Raw genomic sequence first — 14,078 nt, 5'->3', positions numbered from 1 at the left:
GTCCGCGTGCGTGATAAAGCCCACCCCAGGTGGGAAGGTCTGATCCCATGGGATTCCACGTCGACTCCGAGACCGGGCGGCTGCGCCGCGTCATCCTGCACCGCCCGGATCTGGAGCTGAAGCGCCTGACGCCCAGCAACAAGGACGCGCTGCTCTTCGACGACGTGCTGTGGGTGCGCCGGGCGCGGGCCGAGCACGACGGCTTCGCCGACGTGCTGCGCGACCGCGGCGTCGAGGTGCACCTGTTCGGCGACCTGCTGACCGAGGCCCTGGAGCGGCCCGCGGCCAAGGCGCTCGTGCTGGACCGCGTCTTCGACGAGAAGGAGTACGGCCCGCTCGCCACCGAGCACCTGCGGGCCGCCTTCGACGAGCTGAGCACCCCGGAGCTGACCGAGGCCCTGGTCGGCGGGATGACCAAGCGCGAGTTCCTGGCGCGCCACGAGGAGCCGGTCTCGGTCCGCTTCCACGCCCTGGAGCTGGACGACTTCCTGCTCTCGCCGCTGCCCAACCACATCTTCACCCGCGACACCTCGGCCTGGATCTACGACGGGGTCAGCATCAACGCGATGCGCTGGCCCGCCCGGCAGCGCGAGACGGTGCACTTCGAGGCGATCTACCGGCACCACCCGCTCTTCGCGGGGGGCCGCTTCCACGTCTGGTCCGAGGGGCAGGGCGCCTACCCCTCGACGATCGAGGGCGGCGACGTCCTGGTGCTGGGCTCCGGAGCGGTGCTCATCGGGATGAGCGAGCGCACCACCCCGCAGGCGGTGGAGATGCTGGCCCGCAGGATGTTCGCGACCGGCTCGGCCCGCGCCATCGTGGCGCTCGACATGCCCAAGCGGCGCGCCTTCATGCACCTCGACACGGTGATGACCATGGTCGACGGCGACACGTTCACGCAGTACGCGGGCCTGGGGATGCTGCCGTCGTACACCATCGAGCCCGGTGGCGGGGAGGACGAGCTGAAGGTCACCGACCACCCGCCGGAGCACATGCACCGCGCCATCGCGGCCGCGCTCGGGCTGGACTCGGTCAAGGTGCTCACCGCCACGCAGGACGTGCACGCCGCCGAGCGCGAGCAGTGGGACGACGGGTGCAACGTGCTGGCGGTCGAGCCCGGTGTGGTGGTGGCCTACGAGCGCAACGCGACGACCAACACCTTCCTGCGCAAGCGCGGCATCGAGGTCATCGAGATCCCGGGCAGCGAGCTGGGCCGCGGCCGCGGCGGCCCGCGGTGCATGAGCTGCCCGATCGAGCGCGACCCCGTGTGAGCCGGCGCGAGCCGTGTGAGTGCGGTCTCCGCCGGGCATCGCACAGGGAGGGAAGCGGCCGTCCCGGCTGCCGGAAAGAGGGTCTGTATAAGAATGTGAGCGCTCGTATAGACTTCCATGGTTGCCGTGTACCACCAACCGAGGAGTCCCCGCCATGGCCGTCGACCTCAAGGGCCGCCCCTTCGTCAAGGAGCTGGATCTCACGCCCGAGGAGTTCTGGGGCCTGGTGGAGCTGGCCGCCGAACTGAAGGCGGCGAAGAAGGCGGGCGCCGAGCAGCCCCGGCTGCGCGGCCGCAGCATCGCGCTGATCTTCGAGAAGACCTCGACGCGTACGCGCTGCTCCTTCGAGGTCGCCGCCGCCGACCAGGGCGCGGCCACCACGTATCTGGACCCCGCGGGCTCCCAGATAGGGCACAAGGAGTCCGTCAAGGACACCGCCCGGGTGCTCGGCCGGATGTTCGACGCCATCGAGTACCGCGGCGCCAGCCAGGCGGCCGTCGAGGAGCTGGCCGCGCACGCGGGGGTCCCCGTGTACAACGGCCTCACCGACGACTGGCACCCCACCCAGATGCTGGCCGACGTGCTGACCATGGCCGAGCAGGCCGGCGGCGTCGCGGCCCTGCGCGAGCACGGTGCGTCCTTCGCCTACCTCGGCGACGCCCGGTTCAACATGGGCAACTCCTACCTCGTCACCGGCGCCCTGCTCGGCCTCGACGTGCGGATCGTCGCCCCGCGCGCCTACTGGCCGGCCGACGACGTCGTCACCCGGGCCCGCAAGCTCGCCGAGTCCTCCGGGGCCGGGATCACCCTCACCGAGGACATCGCCGAGGGCGTGCGGGACTGCGACTTCGTCGTCACCGACGTCTGGGTGTCGATGGGCGAGCCCAAGGAGGTCTGGGCGGAGCGGATCGCCGCGCTCGCGCCCTACGCGGTCACGATGGACGTGCTGCGCGCCACCGGCAAGCCGGACGTGAAGTTCCTGCACTGCCTGCCCGCCTTCCACGACCTCGGCACCGAGGTCGGCCGGCTGATCCACGACCAGTACGGGCTGAGCGAACTGGAGGTCACCGACGAGGTCTTCGAGTCGGCGCACTCCGTCGTCTTCGACCAGGCCGAGAACCGCATGCACACCATCAAGGCCGTCATGGTCGCCACGCTCGCCTGACCCGGCACGCGGGGACGGCCCCGCGGCCGGGCCCGGTCCGGGGCCCGGCACGCGGGGCCGACGGCGGGGGAGCGGCCTCAGACCCGGTCGGCGACGATCAGCAGGTACTGGAAGCTGCCGTTGCGGTAGGCGTCGAGGAACGCGTCCTCGACGCCCGTCACCAGGTGGTCCGCGGTCCTGCGCAACTCCCAGTAGGGGATCGTGGCCTGCGTCAGATCCTCCACGTGGACGGGGACGAGGCGGTGCCGGGCCATCGCACGGAAGTACTCCGACCGCGGGTGGATGTCGCAGATGTAGTGCGCGTTGATCAGTGACACCTCGCGCGAGGCGCGGCCGTAGGTGTCGTTGTAGCAGCCGGTGATCACCACGTAGCGGCCGCCGCGGCGCAGCAGCCGGGAGTGCTCGGCGAAGAGCAGGTCGAGTTCGACGTACATGGTCGACTCGTTGTTCCACGAGGCCGCGTAACCGCCGGCCGCGAAGCCGGTCTCCAGCATGTTGCGGTGGTGGTAGCGCACCTTGTCGTCGATCCCGCGGGCGCGCGCCTGCTCGTTGGCGAAGTCCGCCTGCTTGGTGGAGAGCGTCACGCCGTCGGCGTGGCAGCCGTAGCGCTGGTGCGCCACGACGCTGCCGCCGCCCCTCCCGCAGCCGGCGTCGAAGACGCGGTCGGCGGGGGAGAGCGGTCCGAGGTGCGAGGCGAGGAGTTCCGCCTGCGCGTGCTCCAGGCGGTGCAGCTCGGCGGTCACCCGCTGCTGCCGCCGCGCCGGGTCCGGGTCGTCCGCGACGGACCAGTCGACCTCACCGATCCCGTAGTGGTGGTGGTAGAGGTCGTCGATCCTGCCGAGTTCGAGGTTGACCGGATTCTCCTCGGCGTTCCAGTAGTCCGCCACGCGGGACTGGTACGTCGACTGGGCGGGCAGCGAGACGGTGGCGCCGGACTGGGGGATGGCCAACGGTGGCTCCTAGCGGTGCTGGTACCGGTACGGATACGGCTGCGGGTATTCGCCCGCGGTGGACACGCCCGCCGTCGGGGCAGGGCGCGCTCACCAGTAGTGGGGCAGGTGGTAGCGGTGGCTGTTGGTCGCGTGCCACTCGTGGTTGCCGGCCACCCAGTCGGACAGGCCCTGGGCGTAGCGGCCGACGAGCGGTGAGGTCAGCGCCAGCGCCGCGGCCTCCTCCTCGAAGGCGTCCATCACCTGGTTGTGGATCTCGATGCTGCGGAAGTAGGCGTGCTTGAGCCCGCGGCCCTCGTTGCGTGCCACCACCTGGGGCAGGTTGAGGTGGTCCGGGTCGCTCTCCAGCTCCTTGGCGAAGGAGTAGAGGTCGTTGACGATCGTCGTCGCGTTGCAGGCCAGGGCGGTGATGCGCTGCACCTCGGGCCGGGCGTAGAGCGCCTCGGGCAGCTCGTAGCCGTCGACCGCGTCCACGATCGACAGGCACGGGCGGAAGTTGTTGAACTGCCGCATCACCAGGTACTCCCACACCTTGGGGGCATAGCGCGTCTCGGCCCAGGCGGCCTCGGCGAGGTACCCCAGGTGCAGCCGGGCGATGTCGTGCACGAACCGGTCGGTCTGGCTCGGCGTGGCGAAGCGGCCGAGGTCCTTCATCGCCCCGTGGTACGAACGCAGCGGGCCGTCCGTCTGGACCCCGAGCCGCCAGTCCTGCTCCAGCTCCGGCGTGCCGTGGAAGGGGTCGATCGCCGACTGCGCGAGCAGCAGCGGGCCGCCGAGGCCGTGCCGGGAGGCGCCGCGGCCCTCGTCCTCCTCGCAGTAGCAGCTGTCGACCAGGTTCTCCGCGAGCAGCAGCTCGCCGGCGACCGTCAGGCGCTCCAGGTCGAGGGCGTTCGGGTGCTGGAGCACCACCGCGCGGCCGAACTGGAAGCCCGCGAAGTCGCCGTTCCAGGCCGGCGGGAAGAGGTCCAGCTCGCGCGCCCAGGCCTCCAGCCGCTCGTCGACGGCCGCGGCCTTCCGGGGGTCCGCGGGCGGTACGGGCCGGTGCCTGATGCCGGGGATCACCCCGCGGCGGCGCAGGCCGGCGGGCCGGAGAACCGGCGGCCCGGGCAGCGGGCGCCGCGGCCCGGTGTTCGCGGGGGCGCTCATGGCGTACTCCACTCGGTCACTCGGCCGCGGGGCCGATCCGGATCGTCGCTCGGACGCCCGCCCCGCCCCACGGCACCGGTGCCGTGGGGCCCGGGGGCCGTCCACGGGGCCAAGTCAAGCAGCGGGTGGTGCGGCCGGGTATGGCGTGAAAGGGGGAGCTACGCGCAAGTGGTGGTGTAAACCTGCCAGTTGAGGCAGTGTGCTCCGGCGTACGCCTCCGCACGCCGGGGGTGCACGGGAACCTTCGCACCGGCCGTCGCGCCGGGTGCGCCCGGTCGTCCACCGTGTGGCTGACGCTGCGATCGTGTGCTCGATACGATGGGCGCGGGCCTGTGTCGCGCTCGGTCGGGCCCGTGTCGTGTTCTGGTCGTGTTCGGGTCGGGTGGGGGTTGCTGTGGTTGCGGGTCGAGTGCTGCGTTTCGACAGTGCCCGGGGTTACGGGTTCATCGCCCCGGAGTTCGGTGGTGAGGACGTCTTCCTGCACGTGAACGACCTGCTGATCCCGGAGTCGTACCTCCGCTCGGGGCTGCAGGTCGAGTTCGACATCGAGGAGGGCGACCGCGGTCTGAAGGCCTCCTCCGTACGCCTGCCCGAAGGCGCCGAGCGGCCCCCGGCCCCGTCCCACGCGGGGGTGTCGGGCCCGGTCGTCGACGGCGAGCCGATGTGCGACGTGCTCTCCCGGGAGGACTTCACCCGTGAGTTCACCGAGGCCCTGCTCGCGGCGGCGCCGTCCCTCACGGGCGAGCAGATCCTCCAGGTCAGGCGCCGGGCCGTGGACTTCGCCCGCGGCCACGGCTGGGTCGAGGACTGAACCGGCGGCCGGGGGGCCGGGGCGCCTGGGGGCCGCCGGCCGGAACCGTCACCCCCCGTACGCCCCGCGGGAGGCCCGCCACATCGTGTGCTCGCGGCTGATCGCCTCCTCGGCGTCGGCCGCGTGCACGGCCCACTCGGTCTCGGAGTCGATGGTGCGCAGCCCGTTGTGGATGGTGCCGAGGTCCTTGGCGGCGAAGGCGTACGCTCGTGACTGGGCGTCGTACTGGCGGACCGCCAGCCAGGCCGTTCCGGCGCCCAGCAGCGCGGCGAGGATGCCGGGCAGGTCGACGTCGACGACACCGGAGGCCCTCAGCGAGGCGGCGATCACCCCGAGCGCCTCGATGAGGATGAGGGCCAGCCGCCAGCGGCGGGCCCGGTCCGCGTTGAACCGGGCCTTGGTGGAGTACCAGGTGAGCTGGTCGCCGATGCGGTTCTTCAGGTAGAGGTCGCGGCGGGTGGTGAGGCCGGTGTGCCGGAGGGCGCGCATCGCGTCGGTGACACCGAGCGGCGCGGTCACGATGACGGACGTCGCCGGGGCGTCGTCGATGAGCTTCTCGGCCGCGGAGACGTAGTGCCGTTCGGCCTGCTCGTCGGACAGGGATGCCGAGAACGGGGTGGCCGCGACCGCGTACCGCCAGGAGAGCGTCTTGACGGACTCCGCGAGCGCCCTGCCGTCGTACCAGTCCCGCTCGGGTCTGCGGCCCAGCAGCCAGATCTCCAGGACCAGCGTCCCGAGGAAGATGACGGCCACGATCAGCGCGGGCAGGTCCCAGCCGTCCCCGATCTCCAGGCTGACGGCGGCGAGGACCGCGGCCGCGACCGCCAGGACGAGCCTGAGCCGGGTGCCGCGGATGGAGAGCCGCTGCCCTTCCAGGGAGGCGGCGTCGGCGACCCGGAAGAGTTCCGGGAGATCGGAGCTGTGCAGGCGCTGGTCGTCGGTCACGGCACTCTCTTCTCTTCTGCGGTACGGGCGTTCGGAGACGGGCGGAGGCTGCTCAGGCGTCCTGCGCCGGGCCCGCGGTCCCCGGGAACGTGCTGTGCATCAGGTCCTGGAGCCAGACGGAACCGGTCTTCGACTTCAGCTCGCCCATGAGGACCATCAGGCTGTCCCGCTGGAGGTGCCCCTGCTGCACCCACATCCCGATGACGTTCTGGAGGAGCGCCAGGTCCTGCTGGGCGGAGGTCTCGGCGGAGGGCCGGCTGAGCTGCCGCTGGATGCTCTTGACCACCTCGAGGATGTCCGCCACACCGCGCTCCTCGGCCTTGCCCGAGCTGCGGAGTTCGGCGAGGTCCATCGTGTACGTCATGGGGGTGTGCACGGCCTCGCCCGCCTCGATGTTCCTGATCGCCCGGACGATCGCCTCCCGGGCCTCCGCGGCGCTGTCCAGGTCCCGGTGGTCGAGCTCGATGGTCCGCAGACCCTGTACGTCGAACGGAATGGCCTGGCCCGCGGAGATGATCTGGATGAAGGGCTTGCCGGTGGTGTGCCGCACCGCGAGTTCGTAGAAGACGTTCGGGTTCTGGTCGGTCAGATCGGCGATCACCAGTCCGTCGCCGAGGATCCGTTCGAGGACCTGTGTGCTGATCAGGCCGGAGGAGTCGATCTCGTCGGCCCTGGTCGCCTCATATCCGCATTCCAGCGCGGCCGGTTTCACGATGTGCCGGAGAACCTGGTCGCTGCGTCGCCGGATGTCCGAGCCCGTCGCGCCGATCGGCGCTATGTAGAAACAGCGGTGGGTCGCGGCTGGCGTTTCCATGTTCCCCCCAGGTCCATGAAGCGGGCAGCCCAGTATAGGGTGTTGGCACTTTGTGGGTATTCGTCGTACCTGATGGTGAATCAGGGTGATACGTCATGAAGCGTACTTCGGGGCGACGCACAGACAGGTGCCTGACGGGACACTATGCTGGCGGGCGAAGGTGCACGGAGCCGGGGGGTTGATCAGTGGACTTCACTTATACCGAGCAGACCTTGCCCCGCGCGGTGGCCTGGCTCTTCGAGTCGAACGGCTATTCGGTCACCGAGGACGTCACGGTTCAGGACATGGTTTTCCCGCTCCTTGCGAAGCAGATGGCGGGACTGGGCGAGCAGCAGGTATTCATCGAAGTCACGATCGACCAGGTGAACATGGTCAAGCACGCGGGACTGATGGCGAGACTTGCCACGGTACGGAAACAGGTGCTCGGCTCGCAGCAGGTTCTCGTGTCGTCGGGTGGATTCACCGACGAGGCGCGCGACCACGCGCGAATGGAAGGAATTCTGGTCTACACCTTCCAGGAACTCTTCCGGCAGTTCGAGCGCACCGACCCGTATATCGAGCACGTCCTGGGGAACGGTGACTTCGCCGAGTCCCTGCGCGATCTGGACGAGGTCTACGAGGAGCCCAACTTCGACGACGCCCAGGGTGTGCACCGCGCCACCGAGTGGCTGACCCGCTGGGTGGGCGACGAGTCCGAGCCGTCCCGCTGGGTGGTGGTCGTCGGCGAGTACGGCACGGGGAAGACCGCCCTCACCCGCGTCCTGCAGCGGCGCTGGATGAGCGACTACCGCGAGGGCCGGCTCACCAGGCTGCCGTTCCGGGTGGAACTCAGGGACTTCAGCCGCCAGTTCGACGCCCGCGGCCTGCTCCACCACTTCCTCGACCGCAACGAACTGGCCCACCTCAACATCAGCTTCGTCGAGTCCATGATCGCCAATGGGCGCGTCATGCTCATCCTCGACGGCTACGACGAGATGGCCCAGTTCCTCAACGTGCGGGAACGCCGGTCCTGCCTGGAGGCGCTCACCGAACTCTCCGGTGACGGCGTCCGGGGCATCCTCACCAGCCGGCCCAACTACTTCACCGAGGCAGAGGAGCTCCAGGTCTTCGAGGTGCTCTACCGGAACCTCGCCACACGGTCCGAGATCGGCGCCGCAGCCCTCGACAAGGAGGTCCTGGAGCAGGAGAAGCAGGTCGACCGGATGCTGGAGCAGTTCGTCATCCAGCGCGCCGAGCGGCAGCTGCGCGACCTCAGCCCGGACCAGACGTTCCATCTGGTCAAGAGGCGGCTCGGGGACGACCCCGCGGGCGAGAAGGCGGTCACCGGCATCCTCAGCCGGGTCTTCCGCCCGGAGAGCACCCGCGAGCACTCCCTCAGCGGCAAGCCCGTCATCGTCAGCTACCTCCTGGACGTCGTCGAGGAACTCAAGCGCGACGAGGCCAGCGGCAGCGGCGGCAAGCTCACCGAGTGGCAGATCTACGAGCTGATCATCAACAAGCTGATGCTGCGCGACTGGGCCCGGGTGAAGAACCTCCCCCCGTCGGACCGCCTCGAATTCCTCCGGCATCTCGCGGTCCGGCTCTCCTCCGAGAGCCGCCGGTCGGTCCGCGAGGCCGCCTTCCGGGAACTCATCGAGGAGCGCTTCCCCGGCTACCTCGCCAAACAGCGGGCCGCCGGCGCCGCCGACGCCGCCGACGCCCTCTTCGACGACCTGCGCTCCTCCTCCACGCTCACCCGCTCCCGCGAACCCGGTGAGTACGCCTGGCAGTTCTCGCACAACTCCCTGCGCGAGTACCTCGCCCTCACCTTCATGGTCAGCGAGCACCAGGCAGGCCGCTCGCTGCCGCGGCAGATCCAGCTCACCGACGCGATGCTGACCTTCGCCCGGTCGATGCCCAAGGAGACGCTGGAGGGCTCCCTCGCACAGCTCGCCATGGGCTGGCCCAACCGCAGCTACAGCAAGAGCCTGGACCGCATCCTGACACTGCTCTGGCCCGCCCTCCTCCAGAACGCCCCCGCCGCCGAGGACAAGCGGGACATCCTCGCGCGCATCGTCGGCCCCGGTCTGGACATCTCCAAGTCCCGGCTGAGCCAGGTCGACCTGTCCGCCGACACCCGCCCCTCGGACCTGCACCGGCTGAACGCCTCCGAGACCGAACTGTCGGGGGTCTCCTTCCGCGGGGCGCGGATCGAGCGGTCCAACTTCTCCGACTCGATCTTCGAGGCCTGCAACCTGTCCCAGGCGGTGGCCGACGAGGCCTCGTTCAAGCGGGCCCTCATCATGGACTGCGACATCACCGGCATCCAGTGCGCCGAGGCCGACTTCACCGACCTGGACCGGGACTCGACCGCTGTGGTCAAGACCTCCCGGGGCACCCAGATCATCACCGGCGAGCACCTCCTCGGCCATCTGCGGGCGCAGGGCGCCATCACCGACGACGTCAACCCGTACTACGTGTTCGCCGTCAACTCCGACTTCGAGGTCATCGAGAAGATCTGCAAGGTCCTCGCGGACGGCGCGCAGCACCAGCGCCGCGGGGTCCAGCAGCGGGGCGCCGCCGAGCGGAACGTGCCGCTGGCCCGCAAGTTCCTCGAGTACCTCTTCGGCTGCGGCTATCTGACCGTCAAGGGCGGGCGCAGCGAGATGATCAGCGCCACCAGCAGCGGGCGGCAGGCCTGCCACCAGCTGGCCGTCGAAAAGAAGGTGGACGACACCCTGGGCCGCTTCCTGGAGGAGAACCTGGGCCGCCCGCGCAGGGCCGCCGGTTAGCCCCGTCGGTACGGCACGGCGCTCGCCGTGCCGCCTGGAGCGGGCCGGGCCGGCGCCTGCGCCGCGCCCTCGCCCGGTGACACAGCACCCCCGGGGGCGCCGAACGCGCCCCCCGCGCCCGCGCGTCGGGGCAGGCCGCAGGGGGTGCGCCGGCTCCGTGCCGGGGGGCTCTCAGATGTCCCGGAAGATCTCGATCTGCGCGCCGATCGAGTTGAGGCGCTCCGCCAGGTCCTCGTAGCCGCGGTTGATCACGTAGACGTTGCGCAGCACCGAGGTGCCCTCGGCGGCCATCATCGCGAGCAGCACCACGACGGCGGGGCGCAGCGCGGGCGGGCACATCATCTCGGCGGCGCGCCAGCGGGTCGGGCCCTCGACCATGATGCGGTGCGGGTCCAGGAGTTTGACGGACGCGCCGAGCCGGGTCAGCTCGGTGAGGTAGATCGCGCGGTTGTCGTAGACCCAGTCGTGGATGAGGGTCGAGCCCTGGGCGGTCGCGGCGATGGCCGCGAAGAAGGGCACGTTGTCGATGTTCAGCCCGGGGAAGGGCATCGGGTGGATCTTGTCGATCGGCGAGCGCAGCTTGGAGGGGCGCGCGGTGAGGTCGGTCAGCCGGGTACGGCCGTTGTCCGCGCGGTATTCGGGGGCCAGCTCGAAGTCGAGGCCCATCTCCTCCAGCACGGCCAGCTCGATCTCCAGGAACTCGATCGGCACCCGGCGGATCGTCAGCTCGGATTCGGTGACGACGGCGGCGGCGAGCAGGCTCATCGCCTCGACCGGGTCCTCGGACGGGGCGTAGTCGACGTCGCGGTCGATGTGGGAGACGCCGTGGACGGTGAGGGTCGTGGTGCCGATGCCCTCGACCCGGACGCCCAGCTCCTCCAGGAAGAAGCACAGGTCCTGGACCATGTAGTTGGAGCTGGCGTTGCGGATGACGGTGACGCCGTCGTGCCGCGCGGCCGCCATCAGCGCGTTCTCGGTCACGGTGTCGCCGCGCTCGGTCAGCACGATCGGGCGGTGCGGGGTGATCCCGCCGGCCACCTCGGCGTGGTAGGAGCCGTCGGTCGCGGTGACGTCGAGGCCGAAGTGCCGCAGGGCGTTCATGTGCGGCTGGACGGTACGGGTGCCGAGGTCGCAGCCGCCCGCGTAGGGGATGCGGAAGCGGTCGGTCCGGTGCAGCAGCGGGCCCAGGAACATGATGACGCTGCGCGTGCGGCGGGCGGCCTCGGTGTCGATCGCCGCGAGGTCGAGGGTCGCGGGCGGCACGATCTCCAGGTCGTTGCCGTCGTTGACCCAGCGGGCCTTCACGCCGATGCTGCCGAGCACTTCGAGGATGCGGTAGACCTCCTCGATCCTGGCGACCCGGCGGAGTGTGGTGCGTCCGGCGTTGAGCAGCGTCGCGCACAGCAGGGCGACGCCGGCGTTCTTGCTGGTCTTGACGTCGATGGAGCCGGACAGCCGGCGGCCGCCGACGACGCGCAGATGCATCGGACCGGCGTAGCCGAGGGACACGATCTCGCTGTCCAGTGCCTCGCCGATTCTGGCGATCATCTCAAGGCTGATGTTCTGGTTGCCCCGCTCGATCCGGTTCACCGCGCTCTGGCTGGTGCCGAGGGCTTCCGCGAGCTGGGTCTGTGTCCAGTTCCGGTGCTGCCGGGCATCCCGGATGAGCCTGCCGATACGTACCAGGTAGTCGTCGGTCATGAGAGTGACCCTATCTCATATATGAGATGAGGCAACGCTGGTTCCGCCATCCGTGGCGTGCCTCATACGTATGTGGCGTGTCCGCTGGTGCCGACGGACCCACCGTATCCACGCGGTTCCCGCACGCAACCTCCGCACCAGCCGTCACACTCGGGCTGACCTGGGGGTCCGTGGCGCGCCACGCCGCGATCCCCGGGCTCCCCGGTCCGTCTTCCCCGCTTCGCCGTCCCCAGCCATCCGGGTGAGGCCGGCCCGCTCACCCCTCGTTCGGTACGGCCGCCGCCCCGGCCGGCTCCGCCCCCGGGAGCACGGGGGGCTCGGGCAGCGCGGCGGCGGCCGCCGCCGCGGCCTGCCGGGCCCCCCGCACCGCCCGGCGGGCGGCCGTCCGGCGGCGTACGGCGACGGCCGGGGCGCGCCTGACGCGTGGCACGATCACCGCCAGCAGGCACGACAGCGCCAGCCCGATCAGGCCCGTGACCACGCCCAGCTTGGTCGCGAGCGAGACCTGCGGCAGCAGGAAGACCGCGATGTCCAGGCCGAACGACGCGGCGCTCACCACGGCCAGCGCCGCGGCCACCCGGTTCAGCCGGGTGTCCAGCTCCTCCGCCCGCTGGGAGGAGGCGGCCTGCAGCGAGTTGCTGACGTAGCCGAGCAGCCGGTCGGCCCGCTCCTGCGTGTCGTCGAGGCCGATCACCTGGCGTGCGGCGAGGTAGCTCGCCCGGTGCGTCTGCGTCGACTCCATGCGGTAGCCGTCGAGGTGGTGGAAGTCGGCCCACAGCCCGTCCAGGAAGCGGCGGAAGGCGTGCACGTCGGTGCCCTCGGGGTGCCCGTGCGCGAGGTCCGCCAGCACCCAGCGCCCCGCGATGAGCGCCCCGATCAGCAGCGACTGCTGGGCCACGGCGATGTCGGTCGGCTCGGTCATGGCCAGCAGGCCGTCCAGCGGCGCGGCCGGGTCGGCGTCCCAGGCGTAGGTGTACGGCAGCAGGATCCGGCAGCGGGGGCCCGCGATGAGCGCGGGCACCCGCGGGTCGGGCGCCCACGGCGGGTCCTGGGTGACGAAGTGGCAGTTGTAGCGGGCGGACTGGCGGTCGACGGGCGACCGCTCGCCGCTCAGCGCGAGATCCGGCCGCAGCGCGATGTCCTGCAGCAGCCCGCTGCTCACCGCGGCCGACAGCACCGCCGTGAGCAGCGGTGCGTCGGCCTCCCTCAGCGTCCTGTTGACCTCGGCGTCCAGCGCGTCGAGCGCCACGAGGTCGAGGGCGCGCAGATCCTGCTCGTGCCGCAGGGCGTAGACGACCAGGATCGTGCCGGCGGTCAGGATGCGGGCGTGGCAGGCGACGATCTCGGTGCCCGGCAGCGACACCGCGCGCCCGACCACCGGTGTCAGGTCGATCTCCACGGTGCCGTCGGGGTTGTACGCCAGGGTGCTCAGCGTCCCCGCCACCGGCCGCAGCTCGCCCAGTCCCGGCACGGGCACCGGCTCCGGGGCCGCGCGGGGGGAGCTGTGGTGCAGCGGGTAGGCGCGGCTCTGCAGGTGCAGCACCGGGTACGCGGCGCCGGCCGGCGCGTCCCCGGCCGCGGGCGTTACGGAGCCGCTCATCCGGCCACCGCCACGGCCACGTACTCCGGGATCAGCTCGGACTCGGGCACCTGCACGCCCCCCAGATAGCGCCGCTGGAGGTCCTCCGGCCCGAGGTCCCGCAGCGGGCACCCGAAGAGCTCGGTCAGCTCCGCGTTGGTCTGGTACGAGGCCTCCGGCGGCACCTGCCGACTGCGGAACCACTCCCGCTGCGCCGCCAGCACCCGGCTGCCGGAGGCGGCGGAGGGCCAGTAGCTGACCGCGCTCACCGCGGTGCCGCCGAAGGCCGCGCCCAGCCCGGCCACCGCGAGCGCGTCCGCGGGCGGCAGGTAGAACAGCACGCCCTCCACGACGTAGGCGACCGGACGTCCGGCGGACAGCTCGCGCACGGCGGCGGCCACCGCGTCCCGGTCGGCGGCGCTTCCCAGGTCGGCCCCGAGGTGCCGCACCTCGCGGCGGGGCAGGGTCCCCTCGGCCATGAGCTCGGCGGCGCGGTGCTCCTTGGCGGCGGCCATGTCCGGCAGGTCGACCTCGACGGCGGTGTGGAAGGGGAGCAGCCAGGGGTAGGAGGAGAAGCCCGCGCCGCACACCACCAGCACCGTGTCCGGGTCGGCGGCGAGCGCCTCGGCGAGGACGTCCGCCACGAAACGGCCACGCAGCGCGACGACCAGGTCGTCGTGCGGGTAGACGGTGTCCGCGAAGCCCTGCCACAGCTCCTTCACGCCCGGCCGGTCGGGCTCCGGGATCCATGTCGCGGCGAGCGGGTCGGCGGCCAGCTCGGGCCGCCGGGCGCGGGACTCGTTGACGAGGTAGGCGGTGAGTGCGACTCCGGTGTGCATGCGGCGGTCCCCCCGGGTTGGCGTGTGCACGCAGGGACATGACGTCCCGTCATCCTCTTTCGTACCATCGCGCCACCCGTCCGGCG

General features: G+C 71.1%; 11 protein-coding genes. 4 read left to right on the top strand and 7 right to left on the bottom strand.

The window, feature by feature from the left end; all coding sequences use genetic code 11:
- Positions 1 to 47 precede the first annotated feature (47 nt).
- Complete coding sequence (locus ACH4SE_RS24830) at positions 48 to 1,271, top strand: arginine deiminase (RefSeq protein ID WP_398545665.1); 1,224 nt, start codon at positions 48 to 50, stop codon at positions 1,269 to 1,271.
- A 154-nt stretch (positions 1,272 to 1,425) separates the two neighbouring features.
- Positions 1,426 to 2,436 carry an ornithine carbamoyltransferase gene (argF, locus tag ACH4SE_RS24825; RefSeq protein ID WP_398545664.1) on the top strand — a complete coding sequence of 337 codons (1,011 nt, stop codon included), beginning with the start codon at positions 1,426 to 1,428 and terminating at the stop codon, positions 2,434 to 2,436.
- Between the two features lie 77 nt (positions 2,437 to 2,513).
- On the opposite strand, the gene ACH4SE_RS24820 is transcribed toward argF, so the two are convergent.
- Positions 2,514 to 3,386: a geranyl diphosphate 2-C-methyltransferase gene (locus ACH4SE_RS24820; RefSeq protein WP_398545663.1), complete on the bottom strand. Its 873-nt coding sequence runs from the start codon at positions 3,384 to 3,386 to the stop codon at positions 2,514 to 2,516.
- 90 nt (positions 3,387 to 3,476) lie between these two features.
- The gene (locus tag ACH4SE_RS24815) at positions 3,477 to 4,532 is read right to left on the bottom strand and encodes a family 2 encapsulin nanocompartment cargo protein terpene cyclase (RefSeq protein ID WP_398545662.1); all 1,056 of its coding nucleotides are present in this window, start codon (positions 4,530 to 4,532) and stop codon (positions 3,477 to 3,479) included.
- A 394-nt stretch (positions 4,533 to 4,926) separates the two neighbouring features.
- Between ACH4SE_RS24815 and ACH4SE_RS24810 the strand changes: the two genes are divergently transcribed.
- On the top strand, positions 4,927 to 5,343 hold the full coding sequence (locus tag ACH4SE_RS24810) for a cold-shock protein (RefSeq protein ID WP_398545661.1): 417 nt from the start codon (positions 4,927 to 4,929) through the stop codon (positions 5,341 to 5,343).
- Between the two features lie 48 nt (positions 5,344 to 5,391).
- On the opposite strand, the gene ACH4SE_RS24805 is transcribed toward ACH4SE_RS24810, so the two are convergent.
- Positions 5,392 to 6,288 (bottom strand): DUF4231 domain-containing protein, encoded by an 897-nt coding sequence (locus ACH4SE_RS24805; RefSeq protein WP_398545660.1) that lies wholly within the window; start codon positions 6,286 to 6,288, stop codon positions 5,392 to 5,394.
- 52 nt (positions 6,289 to 6,340) lie between these two features.
- Positions 6,341 to 7,102 carry a hypothetical protein gene (locus ACH4SE_RS24800; RefSeq protein ID WP_398545659.1) on the bottom strand — a complete coding sequence of 254 codons (762 nt, stop codon included), beginning with the start codon at positions 7,100 to 7,102 and terminating at the stop codon, positions 6,341 to 6,343.
- 185 nt (positions 7,103 to 7,287) lie between these two features.
- Here ACH4SE_RS24800 and ACH4SE_RS24795 point away from each other — a divergent pair, with 185 nt between their 5' ends.
- Positions 7,288 to 9,873 carry an NACHT domain-containing protein gene (locus ACH4SE_RS24795; protein WP_398545658.1) on the top strand — a complete coding sequence of 862 codons (2,586 nt, stop codon included), beginning with the start codon at positions 7,288 to 7,290 and terminating at the stop codon, positions 9,871 to 9,873.
- A 171-nt stretch (positions 9,874 to 10,044) separates the two neighbouring features.
- On the opposite strand, the gene ACH4SE_RS24790 is transcribed toward ACH4SE_RS24795, so the two are convergent.
- The 3 genes from ACH4SE_RS24790 to ACH4SE_RS24780 form a co-directional block, all read right to left on the bottom strand.
- Positions 10,045 to 11,574 carry a helix-turn-helix domain-containing protein gene (locus ACH4SE_RS24790; RefSeq protein ID WP_398545657.1) on the bottom strand — a complete coding sequence of 510 codons (1,530 nt, stop codon included), beginning with the start codon at positions 11,572 to 11,574 and terminating at the stop codon, positions 10,045 to 10,047.
- A 256-nt stretch (positions 11,575 to 11,830) separates the two neighbouring features.
- On the bottom strand, positions 11,831 to 13,174 hold the full coding sequence (locus ACH4SE_RS24785; protein ID WP_398545656.1) for a hypothetical protein: 1,344 nt from the start codon (positions 13,172 to 13,174) through the stop codon (positions 11,831 to 11,833).
- Entirely contained in the window at positions 13,171 to 13,992 is an 822-nt protein-coding gene (locus ACH4SE_RS24780) for a class I SAM-dependent methyltransferase (RefSeq protein WP_398545655.1), read from the bottom strand. The genes ACH4SE_RS24785 and ACH4SE_RS24780 overlap by 4 nt, the downstream gene beginning before the upstream one ends.
- Between the last annotated feature and the right edge of the window lie 86 nt (positions 13,993 to 14,078).

This window comes from Streptomyces sp. NPDC020983 (genome assembly GCF_044333485.1).
In the GTDB taxonomy this organism is placed as follows: domain Bacteria; phylum Actinomycetota; class Actinomycetes; order Streptomycetales; family Streptomycetaceae; genus Actinacidiphila.
The sequence above is the reverse complement of the archived record's forward strand: the minus strand, read 5'-3'. Positions and strand labels throughout refer to the sequence as shown.